The following is a 20,668-nucleotide window of genomic DNA, read 5'->3' as shown; positions in this document are numbered from 1 at the left end:
TGTTTAATCGATTAACCAATTAGGGTAAAAAATAACCAAAAAAGACATTTTTTGATTAAGTTAATTAAAGTCTTACTTTTGGTTAATCGATTAAACAAATATATATAAAGAAGTTGAATAAAAAAAGAACAACTTTAAAAGACATTGCTAATGTTTTAAGTATTTCTACCGCAGCTGTTTCCAAAGCTTTAAACGATGATGCGCGCATTAGCGTAAAAACCAAAAAAGCAGTTAAGCAAGTAGCCAAAGAATTAAATTATCAACCTAATCATTTAGCAAGTGCTCTTAGGAAAGGAAAAAGCAATTTAGTAGGGGTAATAGTGCCTAGGACTAATAGTAGTTTTTTCTCATCGGTGGTTGAAAACATGGAGGAGGTACTCAATAAAGCCGGGTATAATATTATTATAACACAATCTAACGAATCTTTTGAAAAGGAATGTAAGAATATTGATGCCCTATTGTATACTCAGGTAGATGGAATTATTGCATCTATGGCGAATGAGACGGTCGATTTATCTTATTATGAAAAAATAAAATCTTATGGAATTCCGCTAATTCTTTTTGATAGGGGGGAGAATGATTTAAATGTGGATTATGTTGGTATCGATGATTATAAGAGTAGTCATATGATTGTTGATCATCTAGTATCACAAGGTTGTAAGCGTATAGCACATATTGGCGGATATAGAAGAACGCGAATTTTTAATAACAGAATACGGGGTTATATCGATGCGATAAAAAAGCACGACTTGCCACATGATGATGAGTTATTGATAGAAAGTAGTTTGACTTTAGAAGATGGAAGGCAACAAATAGAAAAATTGTTGGCGTTAAAAAATAGACCAGATGCGGTTTATGTAGCAAGTGATTATGCCGCTTTGGGTTCTCTACAGGTTTTAAAGGAAAAAGGAATAAAAGTACCCGAAGAAATAAAATTGGTGGGGTTTGGAAATGAGCCGTTCACTTCTTTAGTTACTCCTTCAATTACTAGTATTAATCAACATAGTGAGCAAATAGGTAAGCTGGCCGCTGAAACTTTTTTGGGTTATTTAGAAAGGGATGTTGTTGTACAATCTTTGAATAAAATAATACTAGATTCAGAATTAATAGTTAGAAGTTCATCTGAATAAAAAAAGCGTTATTGTAATTACAATAACGCTTTTTTAGTATGTATATAAAGAATTTAATCTAGATTCCTAAAGCTTGACCACCACCAATTTGGATAGTTTCTGCTGTAATGAAAGCAGCATCTTTACCTGCAAGAAAAGAAACAACACCAGCAACATCACTAGGTTGTCCTAATCTACCTAACATAATGTTATTTGCCCAAGAAGCGAAAACTTCTGGTTTAGTAGCTTTAATCTGTGCATGGAATGGAGTATCAATTGTACCAGGAGATACTGCATTAACTCTAATACCATATTCTGCAAGATCTTTAGCTAAAGCTCTAGTTATAGCATTAACACCTGCTTTAGATGTACCATATATACCTGCACCTGGTCCACCTGCGGTCCATGCTGCATTAGATGTATAATTGATTATAGATGGGTGTTCACCTTTTTTAAGGTAAGGGATCGCTGCTCTTGATGCAAAGAATGTAGAATCAAGGTTTAATGCCATTACCGATCTGTAAAATTCAGTAGTCATCTCTTCGAATCTTGATCTACCTCCTAATCCACCAGCATTGTTCACTAGCGTATCAATTTTACCGTATTTATCACCAATTGCTTTGATGTTTTTGGTTACAGCTTCTTCATTAGTAACGTCAAAACCTAAATATTCTGCAGTAATACCTTCTGCGGTCAATTCTTTTACTCTTTTGGCGCCAGCTTCGTCATCTATACCATTTAAGATAACTGTAAAACCGTCTTGTCCTAATCTTTTAGCAACTTCAAAACCGATTCCTCCAGTTGCTCCTGTAATTACTGCTACTTTTCCTTCTGTACTCATAATTATTTAATTGTTATTCTGATTCAACTTCTACTGGTCTAATTTTTTTAATCAATACATAAATGGACAGCACAGCCATTGGGGCTAATACTGCTATTACAATAAATGCCGGAGTGTACGATACCTGCGCAATCATTGGAATTAAAGAGTTCATAATGATTACCGATACAGCGGCAACCGTGCCTGCTAAACCTGCAAGGGTTCCTACAGATGGGCCTCTAAAGAGGTCACTTGATATAGTTTGTATGTTACCAATGGCAAATTGAAAGCCAAAAAGAACAACAGCAACTATATAAATAAATGTCATTGGGTTATTTTCATTAACTAAGAAAATGATTCCGAGTAGACCTAGGAATATTAAGACACCGCCAATAGTTATAGTAATTTTTCTAGCGGCATCTACAGATTTGGTTTCCATTAATTTTCCACTGTACCAACCTCCAATAATACTACCAGCCATTCCACCTAAATAAGAAATCCAAATGGTCGATCCTATTTCTTCAACGCTAAAGCCGAATTCAGAATTCAAGTAAAGTGGCATCCAACCTACAAATAGCCACCATATAGGTTCTATAAAAAATCTAGATGCTAATACACCCCAAGATTCTTTATAACTTAATATTTGACCAACAGATAGTCCCTTTTCATCATCATCTTTATCTAAATCTACAATTCTATCGCTATTAATAAATTTTAGCTCTTCCTCTGTAATCCAAGGGTGTTTTCCTGGTTTAGATTTATTAATGAACAACCATGGAATTACCCATATTAAACCTACTAAACCAATGATTATAAATGTCATTCGCCATCCAAAATGCCCATAAAGGAAAGCAATTAATAGTGGAGCTATTACACTACCTAAAGATGCTCCTGCATTAAATATACCTTGAGCTATTGCACGTTGTTTTACAGGAAACCATTCTCCATTACTTTTTACGGCTCCCGGCCAATTACCTGCCTCACCTAAACCTAAAAGGGCTCTAAATAAAGTAAGTGAAATAAGTCCTCTAGCAAAAGCATGAAATACAGATGCTACTGACCAAACAACAATTGATACAACGAACCCCATTCTTGTACCAATAATGTCATAAAGTTTACCTGAAAGAAATTTACCTATGGCGTAGGTGCCCATAAAAATACTAAGCATTATTCCGTAGTCAGATTCGTCCATACCCAAATCTTTGCCCATTTCTGGCCACATGACACCGAAAGCTGTTCTATCGATATAATTGATTACTGTAGCCAAGCAAATCAATGTGATAATCCACCATCTTAAACCTTTAACTTTCATAATAATTTGTTCTTTTTGGTTAGTGCTTGGTTATAAATTTTTTAAAGGAAAGCCTTTTATATATTGTAACAATATTGATAAAGAGCATTGAAATGTACTTTCATCATCTGTTTTGCTTCCTGTGTATTTTGTCTTTTTATAGCGTCAAAAATATCTTGATGCTCTTTTATTCCTTTTAAGCTTTGATCCTTGTCACAAACATGATATTTTTCAAAATTGTTTATGATCTCTGGTGTAATAATTAGCATCATTCTATTGATAGTACTATTTCTACAAGCTTGGGCAATTGCTAAATGAAAAAGTAAATCTTCTTGAACAGCATCTTCATTATTCAATACCTTTTCTTTGTAAGCATCTAATGCCGCTTCCATTTTTACTAAATCTGCATCTGTTCTTCTTTGTGCAGCTAGTCGTACTGTTTTTAGTTCTAATAAGATTCTTGTTTCCACCAATGATTTAAAATCTGGGTCTTCTAGTCCAAGAATATCATCCATCATACCGTTCATTGCTACTTGACCAATGTCCGCTACGAATGTTCCACTTTGTGGTTTAGATTTTAGGATTCCGTAGAATTCTAATTTCTGAATTGATTCGCGTACATTTCCTCTACTTACATTAAATCGTTCTGATAACATACGCTCTGAAGGTAATTTATCTCCAGGCTCAAGATTTTTGTTATTGATTAAATCTCGAATTTTAGCGATAATATCATTATGAAGATCTTTATGTTCGGATTTAGTAAGGATTTGTAGCTTCATATTTCACATTTTGTTATTTCAAAAAATTGGTTAACCAGATTGGTTTTTCAAATTTATAAAAATAACCTCGTTATTAATTATTTCAAGTACTTAATGTTAGATACTTATTCTAAAAGATTTGCTGGCTCGCTTAACAAGCCAGCAATCTTAACAACTAACTCAAACAACTCTCTTTTAATTAACTTATATATTATTTAGTACCCTGGGTTCTGTGTAAGGTTAGGGTTTCTTTCTAATTCGTCTTCAGGTAATGGAAGTAAATAATCATCTTCAGAGAAAAATGGCTTTTCACCTTCTAATCCAGATGCTCCAAATACTTCGTTTCCTATTTTTCTTCTAGCAATATCGTACCATCTTATTCCTTCAAAAGCAAACTCTAATCTTCTTTCTTCTAAGATGTCGTCAATTGTAACGGTTCCTGTAAGGTCCGCAGGAACTGCACTTGGTTCAAAAGTTACAGGAACACCTGCCCCAGTTTGAGTTTCTCCACCCATTCTAGCTCTTGCTCTAACCTGGTTGATATAGTTAAGGGCAGTTGCGTTGTCTCCTAGTTCTACTGCTGCTTCCGCTGCAATCAATAATACTTCTGCATAACGGATCATAGAATAGTTATGGCTAGTTGCTCTAGCGTTTGCACGAGCAAATGGTCCAGGAAAACGCGTGTATTTTGCAACGTAAGGGTTGTTCTTGGCAAATTCGTGACCACTGATGTCAAATTGAGTGTAGTCAACAACTGTACCTCCAATAGATACTTCGTCGTCCATACTAACAGCTCTTCTGTAATCTCCTGCATCCCATGTTGTATAAACTTCTAAAGTTGGTACGGCTACAGACCATCCTCCTCCTAAGTTTCTATCGTCTCCTCTGATACCGGTCATAGGAGCTGTTTGGTCATAAGCATTATCATCAGCTTCGAAATTATTGTAGTCTAATGCAAAAATCGGTTCAAGAGATGCATCTATTACATCGGCATTAAATAGGTTTTGAAAGTTGGACTCTAATGCTAAATTATAAGTTCCTGCATTATCAATAACTTCTTGAGCTTCGTCAAAAGAGTTTTGCCATTGTTCTAATGTCAAATAAACTAAAGCTAGATAAGAACTAGCTGCCGCTTTCGAAGGTGTAGCTCTTGAAGTTACCGTTGCTGGTAACCACGTTTTTGCATACTCTAAATCTGAAATTATATTTTCATATACTTCTGCAGCTGGAGTTCTACTTATAGAGGTAGCGGCATCAAAATCAGTTACTGGAGCATCGATATAAGGAACATCTCCAAAAAGGCGTACTAAATGAAAATAGTAGAACGCTCTTGCAAAATAAGCTTGAGCTGTTATAGGATTTTTTATGGAATCATCTACATCTACATCTTCAGCCCCAGCAATTGCAGCGTTCGCAGCAGCAATACCTTGATAGGTTCTTGGCCAAAATTCACTGATCATACCATTGCTGGCAAGAGTAGTAAACTCGTTCATTTCAACCCTTCTTGTTTCATTAGAAGCAAGACTAACCATGTCTGAACGTAACATTAACGCAATTGACAATTTTCTACCCCAAAACTTCTCGTTGATAGCATGAGTTAAAGAACCATCTACCGCTGTTTGTATATTTGCAGGAGTTTCAAAGAAACCTTCAGCAGACAATATACCTACAGGCTCTTCTTCTAAATCTGAACAGCCCATTATTGATAACCCTACCAATAACAGTAATAATTTATATATTTTCATTTTTCTTATTTTAAATTAATTCTTTATTAAAACTTTAAATTAAGGCTCATAGTAACAGTTCTTACCGTTGGGTAGTTACCAAAGTCAAAACCTTGAGCGGTATTAGATGAAGTGTTATTGTTGCCACCAGAACCATAGTAACTTACTTCAGGATCTAAGCCAGAATAGTTTGTAAAGGTTAATAGGTTTTGGCCACTTAAAGATAATCTAAGGTTATCAAGACCTAATTTTTCTGTAATATCAGAAGGTACTGTGTAACCTAAAGAAATATTCTTAAGTCTAACATAACTACCATCTTCTATAAAACGAGAAGAAATTTCTCTGTTACTGTTGTTACCAACACGCGGAGCGTTTGTGTCTGTATTTGTTGGAGTCCATGCACTATTATAGTAAGCTCTAGTAGTATTTGCATCTCCATTCGTTAACTGAACATTGGTCAAGTTAAAGATATCTCCGCCTTGAGAACCTTGAAGAAATATACTTAAATCTAAATTTTTGTAGCTAAAGTTATTAGTGAAGCCCCATGTAAAATCAGGATTAGGATTACCTATCGTTGTTCTATCTGCTTCTGTAATATCACCACTTCCATCAATATCTGCGAATAATGGATCACCTGCTACGCCACCTGATAAGGTTTGTGTACCTGCAGGAGCTGTACCGCCTTGATAAACACCAGCATATTCATAACCCCAGAAAAGACCAACTTCTTCACCAACTCTTAAAACATAACTTCTGTCATGACTAAAATAACTTGGCGTAGCATCGAAAAACAAATCTGCATCATTAACTAAGCTAACTACTTCATTTTTATTGAATGCAATATTGAAATCGGTTGTCCATCTAAAATCTTCTTTAAGAATGTTTTTTGTACTTAAAGCAATTTCAAGACCTCTGTTGTTTATTTCCCCAACATTGGCTAAAATATCATCACCTGAGAAACCTAAATATTCTGTGATACTGTTATCCGTTAAAATCAAATCTTTAGTATCTATGTTGTAGTAATCCAAGGATACAGATACCCTATTGTTAATAAGACCCAAATCAATACCAAAGTTTGTTTGGTATGAAGATTCCCATTTCAAATTAGGATTTTCAGGTTGTTCTGGAGTTACAGCACTAACAGTTTGTCCGTTGCTTGAAGCATAAAGCGTCTCAAGTCTTGATAAAGATTCGTAAGCACCAATTGAAGGGTTACCAGTAACACCGTAACTAGCTCTAAATTTCAAATTAGAAATAGCCTTGCTGTCTTTAAGAAAGTTTTCATTAGAAACTTTCCAACCTAAAGCTGCAGAAGGGAAAAGAGCATACTTTTCATTAGCCGAAAAGTTTGATGCACCATCTCTTCTTATCGTTGCGGTCAATAAATATTTATCATCGAAGTCATAATTAAATCTACCAAATTGAGATTGAATTTCTACATCTGATTTTGAAGAACTTGGTTGTAAGATATTCGTTGCGGAACCTAAACCATAGTAAGAAAAACCATCTGAGATGAAACCGGTAGCTTCAGAGAAAAAGTTTTCATTAACGGTTTTTTGGTAAGAGTACCCTCCTAATAAGGTTAAGTTACTTTTACCGAATTCTTTAGTGTAAGTCAAATAGTTTTCACTTAAAACACTTGTTTCTCTATTAGTATCTACTATTGCTCTTCCGCTTTCCCCACCTGCAGTCTGGGTTAATAATGATGGTAAGAAGATACCTCTAGTTTGATTTTCTGTACTTAAACCAAAAGTAGTTTTAAAACTAAGACCTTCTAAGATTTCATAATTAGCATATAAATTAGCTCTGAAATTATCAGTTTTTGTTTCATCGATTCTTTCTGTTGCAACAGCAAATGGGTTGTCAACAGGGTCACCTACAGTATTACCAAATGTATAAGTTCCATCTGCATTATAAACTGGTTGATCAGGTGCATATCTTAAAGCTAAAGTAATTACGTCATCTCCACCAGCAGAAACTGAACCGTTTGATTGTGTTGCAGAACCATTTTTAATGCCTCTACTTCCAAAAAGGTTCATTCCTAACTTTAATTTATCTGTTACTTGAGCGTCGATGTTAGATAAGAAAGTTAATCTTTCAAAATCAGAACCGATTATAATACCATCTTGTTTAAAGTAGTTGGCAGAAGCATAAAAATTAATTTTCTCGCTACCACCTGAAAATGATACTTGGTTATTAGATGTGCTACCTGATCTATAGATTAAATCTTGCCAGTCAGTATTAGCAGGTCCTTGAGCATATGGCGTAGAAACACCATTATTAGTTCTAATTTGATTTTGATAATCGGCAAATTCACTAGCATTCAACAAATCTAATCTGTTAGATATATTTTGAATTGCGTAAGTGGTGTTAGCTTCAATTGATAATTTTCCGCTTCTACCTTTTTTAGTAGTTACAAGTATAACACCATTTGAACCTCTTGATCCGTATATAGCAGTCGCCGATGCATCTTTTAAAACTTCCATTGACTCAATATCATTAGCCTGTGGCATAGAAGCACCTACAAAACCATCTACAACAACAAGCGGAGAGCTACTTGCATTAATAGAGGTATTACCTCTAATTTTTATACTGATTGGAGCGCCTGGTTCACCACCGTTGTTGGATTGTACTACAACACCCGCTGCACGACCTTGTAGAGCTTGAGCAGCATCTAACACAGGATATGCGTTCAATTCTTCAGATTTTACTGAAGAGACAGAACCGGTAATGTCACTCTTTTTCTGAGAACCGTAACCTACAACAACAACTTCTTCAAGTTGACTAGCGTCTTCAGCAAGAACAACGTTTAAAGTTTGTTGACCGGTAACGGCTACTTCCTTTTTGGCATAACCAATAGAAGAAAATTCTAAAACATCACCGTTAGAAACTGTAATTGAAAAATTACCGTCAAAATCGGTAGAAGTTCCTGTAGTTGTGTTTTGGATAACAACGTTAGCTCCTGGAACGGGCATATTTGTTTCGTCCAGTACCGTACCAGTTAAGGTGTAGCCGTCTTGTGCGAATAATGATATGTTGAGTAACAATACCATCATTAATACTAATTTCGTTTTTAAATTCATTTGTAGTCTTGTTATGTTAATTTAAGTTCGACTTATTAAAGTCTGATTAAAGCATTCTAAAATGAAACTTTGAGTAAAACTTCATTTTTACATCTGTTATGTTCTTTTCAAGTTGTTAAACTCTTGCTTAAGGAAAAAACATGAACAGCAAATAATACATGTTGTAATTAATCTTCTCCATTTAAATGAGAAGTAATGTTGTAAATGTGTTAATCTGATTTTTTTGTCATTGAGTTTAAGTGAAATTTAAGTTCGATTTTAATTTAAGGAATGATGACTCATTTTTGGTTTTCCAAACTGGTTATCCAATTTGGTTTACCAAATATATGTTATTTAATCGTTAAAAAAAGAGAAATTTGCATTTTAACAACTTTAGAGTCGCTATAATTTTTGAAATATTCTTTTAACCCTATAAATTATTGAGGATATAGCAGTTTGTTAACAAATAAGGCTTTTTTAATTTTCTCAAATATGCTCTTATTTGGAGGGGGTTTTAGTCGTAAAATCACTAAATTTGAATGGTTTTCCTCTCTAATTTTTCAATTATTTTTTAAGAATAGATAGTATTCAATGAATTCAAACTTTTGATATTCATTGGGTTCTGATAATTTTATTGAACAATAAGCATTGTATTATGAAGAACAATTTTGAGCAATACGCATCTATACCATTAAAACAATATTCTAATAGGGTTTGGCGTACTTATGAAGGTGGCGCATTAATAGATAAGTGGAAACAAGTGACTCCAGAAGTGGATGGTAGTATGCCAGAAGAGTGGATTATGTCTACCGTTACGGCTCGAGGAAATGGAAGACCTGAGAATGAAGGGTTGTCTTTGGTTGAAACACCGTCGGGCACACATTCGTTAAAAGAATTAGTGGCTTCTAACAAAGAATTATACTTAGGAAAAGCTTTAGCTGATAAATTTGGCACTACTGGTGTGCTCATTAAAATGCTTGATTCTAAAGAGCGATTAACCATTCAAGTACATCCAGATAAAAATTATGCCCGCACTATGCTTAACTCGGCTTTCGGTAAAACTGAATCTTGGTATGTATTGAACAAGCGCGAGGTAAATGGCGAAAAAAGTGTCATTTACATGGGCTTTAAGGAAGGAGTTACAAAAGAACAATGGGAAACCCTATTTGTAAATCAAGATATTGAAGGTATGTTGGGGTGCTTACATAAAATAGAAGTAAACCCTGGTGATGCGTATATGATTTATGGTGGTGTGCCGCATGCTATTGGTAGTGGTTGTTTTTTAATGGAAGTTCAAGAACCTACGGATTATACCATGCGTGTGGAAAAGATTACACCTGCAGGTCTAGAAATCTCCGATGAACTGATACATCAGGGAGTAGGGGAGCAAAATATGTTAGACTGTTTTCATTATGATGGCTGTTCTTACGAGGAAGCCTTGAAAAGATGGAAGGTATCTCCAAAAACAATAGATTCTTCTGATACCCATACCCTAAATACCATATTTAATGAGACGCACACAGATTGTTTTGGTTTAAGCGAATTGGATCTGAACGGAGAACATTCAATCAAAGCCAATGGTAGCTTTTTTGTTGCGGTAATTTATTTTGGTGAGGGTAGCATTACATGTGGGGGAAAAGAATATAGTTTTTCTCAAGGTGATGAAATATTCTTCTCTGCTGCAATAGATGAGGTTGTTTTTACCTCCAAAATTGAATCGAAGATATTACTTTGTTATCCTCCTAAGTAAGATTAGATAAAATCAATAAATCCGTTTAAGGCAACGTATAGCATATAGCAGTTGAATATAAAAGTAGCACCTAAAGCCAGGTTCATCCAAAGACCTATTTTATGTTCTTTCATAATGCTCTCTTTGTTTAGAAGGATAAGAAGAAAGAGTGTAATTAAAGGCATTACGAACGGACTCAATGCTTGAGAGGCTATTAGGATCCAAACTGGTTTTCCTCCTAAAATAGGAACGATTAAACCAGATAGTGCTACTAAAACTACTATACCCTTATATAGTGGTTTTTTCATATCGCGCTCAGTGTCTGTATAGTCTGCGATCAGCCAAGGGAATAATAATAGGTTGGGGAAGATTGATGATAATCCTGCGCCAATAATTCCCAAGGTAAATAGGGTAAGAGCAAAATCTCCTGCCCATGGTCCTAAAGCATGCATCATATCAGTAGCATCATCTACAGGGGCACCTTTAAAGTAAAGTGTGCCAGTTGCACTGATCATTATGGCAAGACTAATTAAAAATGTCATTACCATAGAGGACATGGCATCTTTATTCTCTGTCTTTAAATCTTTTAAGCCCCAGTTTTGTTCTTGAACCAAAATACTTCTAGAAGCTAAGCAAACACCGGCCATAGTAGTACCTACTATACCGGCAATTACTAATCCGTTATTATCGCCTTTAGGTAATTCTGGGAAGAACTCGGAAATAGAAGTGCCAGCTTCCTGTACCACCATAAAACTAGTAATGATAAAAGCCAGTGCCATAAAGCCAACCATAATACTCATTGCCTTTATGAAATTTTCGTGTTTACCGGTCCAAAAAAGACCAATAAGTAATGCGATGAAAAAGATAGAAACAATAGGTTTGTTAAGAAATGAAACGGAGGTTTTTACTGAAATCCATTCCATAGTTACTTCGGCAACAACACCCATAACACCTATGCATGAAGAAACTATTGATACCAGTAATGCGGTAATAATAAAAATGGTGAGCGGTTTTCCAAATGCTTTTTTAAAATTAAGCATTAGGGTATCTCCAGAAACGATGGTCAACTTACTAATTGACACCAATAAGAAGTATGTGAAAAAGCAAGAGAGTAGAAGTGCCCATGAAAGGCTAAGCCCATACTTAGCACCAGAAACTACCATAGAGGTTACACTACCTGTGCCTACAACATAGCCGATAATAAAAAATGCTGGACCAAAATTCTTAAGACTCCTTTTAAATTTTCCTGTAATGGATATATTTTCCGTTGTCATAATCTTTGGTTCAGCATTTAAAATGTGATTAAAATAATATTTACTTCATAAAATATTTTCGAATTGAAATACAACCATTAAAATTATAATAATAATTGATGGTTATCTATTCTTTATCTCCGAAATAAGATACCGCACCTCCGCTTAAGAAATCTTCTCTTACAGGGCTAAAAGTGTCAATTAGCATACCTTCTTCTAAGCAAACGGCACTATGTAATAAATTAGGTTCTATATAAACTCCGTCACCTGCTTCTACAATTTGCTTTACCCCATCAATTTCAAATTCAAATTTACCTGAAACACAATAAGTAGCCTGAGTATGAAAATGTTGATGTGGCGCACCTAATGCTCCTTTGTCAAATTTTACTTTCACCATCATGATTTGATTATCGTATCCTAAAAACTTTCGTGATACACCTCCTCCAAGTTTTTCCCATTCCATATCTTTTGAAATGACGTACTTTTCACTAAATCGCTTCATTTTTTTATTGTTTTAATATTAGTTTAATTGTAATAATAAGAACCTGTCCAAGTGTAATCCTTATCGTTTATTTTCAAAATATGTTTCGCTTCTTTAGAAGCATTATTATTTGCTAGAATAAGCAATTTACTATTACCATTTATGGTAGTAATTGAAATAGCTGTATAATCTACTGTATCTAAAATCACTTTTAAATCTGTAATGTTGCTTTTAGAGTTCAAGGCAGATTCTGAGACTGGACTATAACTACCATGTGCTTCTATCGTCGAAACAAACAGCGTGTTTTTAGAATCCTTTCTACGAATAATAAAGCCCGCTTCTCTTCTTAAATTAAATTCTGGGTCGTTAGCTCCTATTCTTACAAACCGTAGTTCATCATCTTTTAAAGTTGCAGATGTTAAGGTGTAGAATCTCCCTTTTTCTAACCAACTTAATTTGGTGTTTTCGTCTGTTGTATTAGCACAACCTTCTGACCATAAATGTTGATATCCATTGTCTTTTCCTAAAGGTTCTAGCGTTTTAGGAACTTCATATTCAAAATTTGTGTTCAATACTTGCCCCATGAAATAAAAAGGTAAATCGTATTGATTTGTGCTGTCAGATTTGACTTTAAGAATATCTAGCATGAATGGCTTTTCAAAACTTTCGTCTTTGATAATAGCCATAGTTCTATGCATTTCTGTTCCCGGATACGCATTTGTTTCCTTTGCACTTAATAATTGAATGTCGGCATTTGAAACATCAAAAAGATATAAATCTGGATGATACTTACTTCCAATATCATATTTACCTTGGTAGTGAGACTTCTCATTCTGCACTAGTGTGTTATGGGCAATGGTTTGTTTTGCCCAAGTTTTATTTTCCTTTAAATAGTTACCACCACCTTTTTGCTCAATATTTACAAAACGGGCTAAACCGTAATCTTGTAGTACTTCATCTCCATTATCGTAGAATGAATAGGACAACTTATCATAATGACCATGACTTGATCCTTGCGAAGCATATTTAAAAACAAGCTCTAAATCTTCACTACGTAAAATACCAACTCCACCCTGGGTACCATCTGGTCCATCAGATAGGTTAATTGATTTTTTATCGAATGGTTTGGCTTCACCATTTTTAACTCCGAGCGCAACTGCTAAGCCAGAATCGTCTAATAAGACCTTATTTTGTTTTTCAGCGATACTTAACAAGCCTGGGTCTTGGTTCCCGAAATAATAAGAAATATCTACCGCTGTAACTAAAGCATCGTTATAGTATGACATCCCTTTTTGTCCGTCGTTTAGTGGAAAGAAATCGCCATCGGCATCAGATAAATTAATGAGTGCATTAATTGATTTTAAAAGGACACCATCTTTGTACTTAAATATTTTTAATTCAGGTTTTACGTTGTGTAATCCTTCAGCAAAAATTAAAAAAGGATACATGGCATAACGTTGGTAATAAGGACCTTCATTATAATATCCATCAGGAGAAAATGGCTCTTCTATATTCGCTAAGAAACCTGCTTTTCCATCTTCATTCAAAAAACCACCATCGTCATCTTTAGCGGTTTTATCTAAATTCACCCCTTTAATACCATATAGCGCACGGTCAATTAACTCTTTGTCATTCATCACCAAACCAATCATACCAACTGCGGCATTGCCCCATGTACTGTGATTGTGAACTCTTTGATAAAATTGCGGACTATCTACCGAAATATGATCTGCAAATGGCTTAAAAAGATTCTTTTCTAATTTTTTTCTTTCGACCTTGCTTAAGTAATTATAGATGCAATCGTAAGCCTGGCTAACGTAAACTAACCAGTTAGAATCATTTAAACATTGCCAAAATAATTTACCTCTAGCATAAGATCTTGTTTTTGGATGCAGCGGTAATGTTTTATACATACCCTCATATTGCATTAACATGTCTTTTACATACTTCGCATATTTTTCATCGTCCAATATTTGATATAGAACACCAGCTTGTTGCATCACTGTCATGTTACGCTTATGACGTGCATGTGTGTAGCCACCAGAATAATCTTTTGGAATAGGTGTATCTATACCTAGAGCCATTTCTGCATCTACTTCTTCTTTTAGTTTTTGAAGTGAAGCATCAAATAGAGGAACATTACCTAATTGAGCTCTAATTTTTTCTACCCCAGCCTTGGTTAAAATAAGGTTAGGATGTTCTTGAGCTTGAATGATTAGAGGGCAAATGCTTATAAATAAACATGTGATAGTTATTATCGCCCAGTTGATTCTTTTTATATACATTCTTTTATTTTGCTATTCAAAAATCATTTGAAAATAGTATCTTTTTCTGAAAATTATTTTATTGCAGAAGGTTGAAACAAATGAATTATAGGGTAGTGTTTTTATTTTTGGATTAGTACATTAATTTCATCTTCAAATTTTCTTCAACCTTAATCTGACCTGAGTTTGTAATTACATTATCAGCATGTGAATTATTCTTTGCTCCCCATAGTAATGCCACTAATTTTACATTATTGTTTTTAAAAGTATTGTTTGAAATATCAACATTTACGATACCTCTAGTGTTTAATAAAATTCCGTTTTCTTCTTTAGAGCCGCAATTTGAAAAGCTAGAGTTTGTAACCAATAAGTTTCCTCCAATGGTTGATTCATCATAGCCACCCCTATAATAATCAATCACATTTTGGTTAACGTTAGTGAATGTACAGTTTTGAATAGTTAAGTATTCTACGTTGTAATCTCCTTTGTCATTCGTTTCTTCAGACAATTCAATACCGTTTTCACAATCGGCAATTGCAGTATCTTTAAAAGTGATTTCTTGGGCAAATGTTTGTTTGTATGCTTTTAATACATAATCGAAATTATTGATATCGCAACCCGTAACGGTTAAACCGTATTGGTTAGACATATTTTCTTTTAGGTTAGAAAATGCTTTTTGTTTACCGTTACCGGTAAGTGATACATTCTTAAGATTTAAAATTCCATAAGGGTTTAATTCAAATAGTGGAGTGTTATCTGCTCCGGTAAAGACGATTTCAGCTTTTTCGTTTTCTTTAGATTGAATTGTAATTGTTTTGTTGATTAGTATCGATTTTGATACTTTGTATTTCCCTGGTTTTAAAGAGATAATATCTCCTGCTTTAGCAGTAGCTATTTTGGCTGCTAATTCTCCTTTGGTTTTGGAAACTTCTATAATGTTAGGAGATGTATTTTTTACAATATTAGAATACCAACTTGCTCCGTATTTAGCTTTGTTTAAAATATCAGTGTCCTTAAATTCACCTTGAACCACAGCACCAATTGAATTTTTGTCTTCTCTAGAATTTCCAAAAAGATCTTTGGTAATTGTATTAAAACCAAAACCTTGGTAAATATCAAACTCACTGGTTAATTTAGGTAGATAGACATACTCGCCAACTTTTGTCAATTGAAATTCACTAGCTTTAATTCTTGTTGTATCCCCAAAACTTATCTCTTGGTTATTAATAATATTACTTTTGAATTTTACTCCATCAGCTTTGTCATGTTCAATAATTATATGTTCATCACCTATGCTGTTGTAGATAATATTATTGGCAACTTCTGTTCTAAGAGCTCTGGCTGAGCGTATTTCAGATTCTGGAAGTACATCTTTTTGTTCAATGTTTGTACCCACTCCAAATTGCCATGGCGATTTACAATCTACATACGTATTATAGGCAACCACAACATCTGTAACTTGATTATATCTGTTTAATGGTGATTTAGGAATTCCGTTCATTACAGCTAGTGGACTTCTAAAGTTTTCACCAATAATTTTATAGAAGTAATTATTTATAACCCAGTGTCCTGTGTTTACCAGTCTAATTCCACCATAATTTTTATTTTCTCCATCACCAATAAAATAATTACCATCTATAACGGCATAATTACCATGACGTGTTACAACAGAACCTTCACTTTTATAGAATACATTATTTCTAATTTCGTTAAAATTTGTCTTGCTAGAAATAATCTCAACTTCCCCATTACATTCTTCAAATAAATTATTGGCAATAGTTGTATTACTTGGCGACATAGAGGTAAAGCTACTTCCTAGTTGAATAGTTTCTCCTCTAGCGCCACCTTTTCTAGGTCTTGGTCCAAAATGATTATCAACAATTTGATGATAATTTCTAATGCTTTGGTTTCCTTTCAAATCTACCCTAACTGTTGGTCCACCATTTGTTTTACCAGCAATATAACAATGGTCTAGTGTATTATGAGTACCATAAAACTGAACCCAGAGATCATCTTTGTCTCGTTGTTGCTGATTATAATCTAGAATTACACAATTAGTTACCCTAGAGTAATTAGCTACATTTTCTTCGCTTGTTCTAAACGCAATTACATTTTCAGTTGGGGTATGACCATTTCTAAAAAACAGTCCGTCAACTATTAAATAATTTCCGGAAATTTCTAAATTAGAAATCCCTTCAATAAATACTTTGCCCGGTGTTTCTGCCTTTACTGTAATTGGAGCATTTTTGGTACCTTCTCCTGTAAATTTAAACTGAACATTATTCCATATTCCGTTAGCCAAGACAATTACAGTACCAGGCTCTGCACTAGAAACTGCTTCGTCAAATTCAGCGATATTATGAACTAGGACATCATTTTTATCTTTATTTACCCAAGAAATTGTTGAGATAAACATGATCAATAAAAATGCCTTGAATAAGAATTTATTTTTCATTTGAATTTGATAATATTGGTTAACCAGTTTGGTTGACCAAAAATACATATATTTGTAAGACATCCAAATTTTTAACATAAAATCTACCTTTAAAACAATTTTAAGTTCGTTAAAATGAGAAATGATAATAAAGGGATATCAAGGAGAGACTTTACAAAGAAATCTGCTACTGCATTGGCAGGCATATCATTACTGCAAATAGGGAGCCCTCTTTTAGCTTCTTCTGTAGTTTCTAGAAATGATATTGAGGTGAATTTATTCTCTAAACATCTACAATTTTTAGACTATAATGAAATGTGTTCTGCTGCTGCTGATATTGGTTTTAATGGGTTGGATTTAACCGTTCGTCCAAAAGGTCATGTACTACCGGAAAATGTTACAGAAGATTTGCCAAAAGCGGTAGAAGCAATGAAGAAGTATGGGTTAAAACTACAAATGTTGACCACAAACGTTTGGGATATTTCGAATGAAACTGAACAGCGTGTTTTAGAGGCGGCAAGTAAGGCAGGTTTCAGTCACTACCGTACCGGTTGGCTTACATACCCAGAGAATACTTCAATAGAAGAGAGTCAGGCCATATTCTCAGAGCAAGCAGCTAAACTTGGGGAGGTCAACAAAAAACTGGGTTTAATCGGTTGTTATCAAAACCACGCTGGTAATCATGTTGGAGCACCTATTTGGGATTTGCCTACAATTTTATCAAAGGCAGATGATAATTATATGGGGTGCCAATATGATATTCGGCATGCAGTAGTAGAAGGTGGAAAAAGTTGGGAATTAGATTTGCGCCGTATTGAGCCGCTTATCAAATCGATAGTTATAAAAGATTTTAAGTGGGGTTATAAAAATGGAAAATACGAACCTATTAATATTCCATTAGGTGAAGGTGTGGTTGAGTTTGATAAGTATTTTTCGCTTCTTAAAAAATATAAAATCAATGTGCCAATATCATTACACTTAGAATATGACCTTGGCGGGGCAGAACATGGAGCAAAAGAAATTATCATGGATAAAAAGGAAGTATTTGCCAAAATGAAACATGATTTGCTTTTTATTAGGGAAGCATGGCAAAGAGCGCAATAAGATAAACTATAGAAAAGATATCATGACTAGACTATCAACTTCTACCAAAGAAAAACTAAAAAAAGTAAGTACGGCAACGGTTGCTACTTGTCTTTTTAAAAAAGGATTAAAAAATCAATTCATACAGAGTGTAAAACCATTAAGATCAGGAAGACCAACAATGGTTGGTGAAGCCTATACTTTGCGCTACATACCTGCGAGAGAAGATTTAAATACCATTGAGGTTTTTAGGGACCCTAAGCATTTACAGAGAGTAGCAGTAGAGGAATGCCCAGAGGGGGCTGTGTTAGTTATTGACAGTCGACAAAATGCAAGAGCAGCATCGGCAGGGTCAATTTTAGTAACACGTTTAATGGTAAGGGGAGCATCTGGTATTATTACAGATGGTGGTTTTCGGGATTCTGCAGAAATAGCGGATTTAGATTTTTCCTCCTATCATAATAGACCTACCGCACCTACTAATCTAACATTGCATCAAGCAATAGCGATTAACGACCCAATTGGTTGCGGAGATGTAGCCGTTTTTCCTGGTGATGTTATAATTGGTGATGATGATGGAGTAATGGTAATACCGGCGCATTTGGCGGATGAGGTTGCGGATGAATGTATTCAAATGACTTTATATGAAGATTTTGTTTTGGAAAAAGTAAAGGGTGGTAACGCGATTATAGGCTTGTACCCAATGGTAGATGAAGAAATAAAAGCGATGTTCGAAAAATGGAAGTCAGATAAAAATTAAATTACTTGTTCTAATTATAAAGTAAGAATAACATAAAAAAAAGTGATTTGTTCCTTGATATGAACAAATCACTTTTTGTGTTTTAACCGATTATTGTAAGTAAATGTAATATTACTCTCCACCTCTGGCAGGGTAATCGTTTTTAGTTACATAGTCAATAGCATTTAAAATGTCGTCCCAGTCTGGTCTTGCAAAAGGCATTGTTTGTATAGAGCTGGCATAAAGTGTATTATCAGGTCTTATCAAGAATAGCCCGGGTTCTGAAAATACATCTGGTTCTTTTTCAGACGTTTTTTTAGAAATGTATAATCCCCATTCTCTTGCATTTTCAATAGGTAAATTATATCCAACAGGAAGTTCAGGAATATTCCATTCATTTCCAGCTTTTTTAGCTCTTTCTTCGCTATCCATACTAATTGCGATTAGATGTACTCCTCGACCACTAAAATCTTTAAGTTTTTTAGTTAAAGATTCTAAATACTTTCTACAAACAGGACAGTGTAGACCACGATAGAATACTAGCATGGTAAAAGATGTACTGTCTTGATCATATAAACTCCATTGTGTATCGTTAATAAGAGGTAATTTTAACTCAGGTACTTGTGCTGTGGGTTTTATCATTGTTATGTTCTTTAAATGTTATGCCGTAAAGTTACAAGAGGTAATAGCGGTATGTTAGTTGAATACCTTTTAGAATTGATTCGATAAGTTGCACAATCATATCTTTTAAAACTGGTTCTAAGTTGTGTGACTACTGATTATCTGCCTGCCATTTTTCGTATTTAGCAAATTGAGCACTAGATAAAATGTTTTTTAATTGTCGTGTTCGCTCACTCTCAATACTACCTAACATCTCACCACTTGGCATATTGGCTTGCTTAGTTTTAAATTGGTTCATTGCAGCATTATATGTGGTAACTTGTTCTTCGCTCATCTCAAGGGCTTTGAACATTTGAGAGTTTTCTTTAGAAGTACTTTTTGTATTGGTCTTTGCCATACTATTACTCATAGCACCTGTAGAACCGTTTGTTTGTACGGCAATATTGGGTTGAATTGAAGCTTTAGATACTTGTGAAGTTGTATTGCTATTTTCGGTATTTTCCTTTTCTGCAGAAACTACTGTATCTGTTTTTTCAGTATTGGAAGTTGTTTTTTTAGTGCCTGAGCAAGAAGCTAAAACTACCGTTAATACTAAAGTTGCTAATATTTTATTTTTCATAATTTCTAAGTTTAAAGTTCTGTTGAAAATTATGTTTAAAAATGGGTTTCAATAGTCGCTATTAAATTTATAATTAACGCATCAGATTTAATTGCTGAATACCATTATCATAAGATGTGAAGCCTATTCATTAAAACAAATATGTAAGAAAAAGAATACGTTTAGAGGGTTTTATTCGTTGAAAGTTGTTAACTTATAATTTAATTGAATAGTTTCTAATTCTTAGATGTATATGTACAATCTTGTGTATAGATCAACAGCCAATACCCTTTCGACCAAGCAAGTTGATGATATTTTAAATGAGTCAAGAGATTTCAATAAGAGACATGATATTACAGGTTGCCTGGTATATCATAAAGGATTTTTTATACAGTATTTGGAAGGGGAAGCTGAGATAGTTCTAGCATTATTTGAAAAAATTAGGGTAGATTCACGTCATTATGAAGTGATTTTACTTTCTAAGGGCAATATATATTCAAGAGAATTTGATACTTGGAGTATGGCTTATCTATCAGATGACATACCAAATGAAGCTTTTCAATATATTAAATTAATGGTCAGTCCTGAATCCGATATTCCTGAAATGTCTGTTATTCCCAACCCAACTTCCAAGCGGTTTTGGCTAGCGGCTAAGAATTTACTTAATAAATTAGAGCAAAAGAAACTCAATTAAAAACCACT

At 34.3% G+C, this 20,668-nt stretch carries 16 protein-coding genes; 5 read left to right on the top strand and 11 right to left on the bottom strand.

What is annotated here, in order from left to right; translation table 11 throughout:
- Positions 1-113 precede the first annotated feature (113 nt).
- Positions 114-1,130 carry a LacI family DNA-binding transcriptional regulator gene (locus BM296_RS00485; RefSeq protein ID WP_091900594.1) on the top strand — a complete coding sequence of 339 codons (1,017 nt, stop codon included), beginning with the start codon at positions 114-116 and terminating at the stop codon, positions 1,128-1,130.
- 58 nt (positions 1,131-1,188) lie between these two features.
- Here BM296_RS00485 and BM296_RS00480 read toward each other — a convergent pair whose 3' ends face one another.
- The 5 genes from BM296_RS00480 to BM296_RS00460 form a co-directional block, all read right to left on the bottom strand.
- Complete coding sequence (locus BM296_RS00480) at positions 1,189-1,950, bottom strand: SDR family NAD(P)-dependent oxidoreductase (protein WP_027066119.1); 762 nt, start codon at positions 1,948-1,950, stop codon at positions 1,189-1,191.
- 13 nt (positions 1,951-1,963) lie between these two features.
- On the bottom strand, positions 1,964-3,241 hold the full coding sequence (locus BM296_RS00475) for an MFS transporter (protein WP_027066120.1): 1,278 nt from the start codon (positions 3,239-3,241) through the stop codon (positions 1,964-1,966).
- Positions 3,242-3,297: 56 nt separating this feature from the next.
- The gene (locus tag BM296_RS00470) at positions 3,298-3,999 is read right to left on the bottom strand and encodes a FadR/GntR family transcriptional regulator (RefSeq protein WP_027066121.1); all 702 of its coding nucleotides are present in this window, start codon (positions 3,997-3,999) and stop codon (positions 3,298-3,300) included.
- Between the two features lie 194 nt (positions 4,000-4,193).
- A complete protein-coding gene (locus BM296_RS00465; protein WP_091900590.1) occupies positions 4,194-5,723 on the bottom strand; it encodes a RagB/SusD family nutrient uptake outer membrane protein in 1,530 nt (509 codons plus the stop codon).
- A gap of 26 nt (positions 5,724-5,749) precedes the next feature.
- Complete coding sequence (locus tag BM296_RS00460) at positions 5,750-8,785, bottom strand: SusC/RagA family TonB-linked outer membrane protein (RefSeq protein ID WP_091900588.1); 3,036 nt, start codon at positions 8,783-8,785, stop codon at positions 5,750-5,752.
- Between the two features lie 634 nt (positions 8,786-9,419).
- Between BM296_RS00460 and BM296_RS00455 the strand changes: the two genes are divergently transcribed.
- Complete coding sequence (locus tag BM296_RS00455) at positions 9,420-10,514, top strand: type I phosphomannose isomerase catalytic subunit (protein WP_091900587.1); 1,095 nt, start codon at positions 9,420-9,422, stop codon at positions 10,512-10,514.
- Between the two features lie 2 nt (positions 10,515-10,516).
- Here the strand turns inward: BM296_RS00455 and BM296_RS00450 are convergent, their stop codons facing one another.
- From BM296_RS00450 to BM296_RS00435, 4 genes are all read right to left on the bottom strand, one after another.
- The gene (locus tag BM296_RS00450) at positions 10,517-11,767 is read right to left on the bottom strand and encodes an NRAMP family divalent metal transporter (protein ID WP_091900585.1); all 1,251 of its coding nucleotides are present in this window, start codon (positions 11,765-11,767) and stop codon (positions 10,517-10,519) included.
- Positions 11,768-11,873: 106 nt separating this feature from the next.
- A complete protein-coding gene (locus BM296_RS00445; RefSeq protein WP_091900582.1) occupies positions 11,874-12,248 on the bottom strand; it encodes a cupin domain-containing protein in 375 nt (124 codons plus the stop codon).
- A gap of 23 nt (positions 12,249-12,271) precedes the next feature.
- Complete coding sequence (locus tag BM296_RS00440) at positions 12,272-14,512, bottom strand: alginate lyase family protein (protein WP_091900580.1); 2,241 nt, start codon at positions 14,510-14,512, stop codon at positions 12,272-12,274.
- A 112-nt stretch (positions 14,513-14,624) separates the two neighbouring features.
- Positions 14,625-16,946 carry a chondroitinase-B domain-containing protein gene (locus BM296_RS00435; protein ID WP_091902910.1) on the bottom strand — a complete coding sequence of 774 codons (2,322 nt, stop codon included), beginning with the start codon at positions 16,944-16,946 and terminating at the stop codon, positions 14,625-14,627.
- A gap of 114 nt (positions 16,947-17,060) precedes the next feature.
- Here BM296_RS00435 and BM296_RS00430 point away from each other — a divergent pair, with 114 nt between their 5' ends.
- Positions 17,061-18,029 carry a sugar phosphate isomerase/epimerase family protein gene (locus BM296_RS00430; RefSeq protein WP_091900579.1) on the top strand — a complete coding sequence of 323 codons (969 nt, stop codon included), beginning with the start codon at positions 17,061-17,063 and terminating at the stop codon, positions 18,027-18,029.
- Between the two features lie 22 nt (positions 18,030-18,051).
- Positions 18,052-18,768, top strand: a complete 717-nt coding sequence (locus BM296_RS00425; RefSeq protein WP_091902909.1) for a ribonuclease activity regulator RraA — start codon at positions 18,052-18,054, stop codon at positions 18,766-18,768.
- A 111-nt stretch (positions 18,769-18,879) separates the two neighbouring features.
- Here the strand turns inward: BM296_RS00425 and BM296_RS00420 are convergent, their stop codons facing one another.
- A complete protein-coding gene (locus BM296_RS00420; protein ID WP_091900577.1) occupies positions 18,880-19,389 on the bottom strand; it encodes a peroxiredoxin-like family protein in 510 nt (169 codons plus the stop codon).
- A gap of 130 nt (positions 19,390-19,519) precedes the next feature.
- Positions 19,520-19,987 (bottom strand): hypothetical protein, encoded by a 468-nt coding sequence (locus BM296_RS00415; RefSeq protein WP_091900576.1) that lies wholly within the window; start codon positions 19,985-19,987, stop codon positions 19,520-19,522.
- Between the two features lie 232 nt (positions 19,988-20,219).
- On the opposite strand from BM296_RS00415, the gene BM296_RS00410 reads away from it, so the two are divergent.
- Positions 20,220-20,660 (top strand): BLUF domain-containing protein, encoded by a 441-nt coding sequence (locus BM296_RS00410; RefSeq protein ID WP_177214899.1) that lies wholly within the window; start codon positions 20,220-20,222, stop codon positions 20,658-20,660.
- The last annotated feature ends 8 nt before the right edge of the window (positions 20,661-20,668 follow it).

Source organism: Maribacter stanieri (genome assembly GCF_900112245.1).
In the GTDB taxonomy this organism is placed as follows: Bacteria; Bacteroidota; Bacteroidia; order Flavobacteriales; family Flavobacteriaceae; genus Maribacter; species Maribacter stanieri.
The sequence above is the reverse complement of the archived record's forward strand: the minus strand, read 5'-3'. Positions and strand labels throughout refer to the sequence as shown.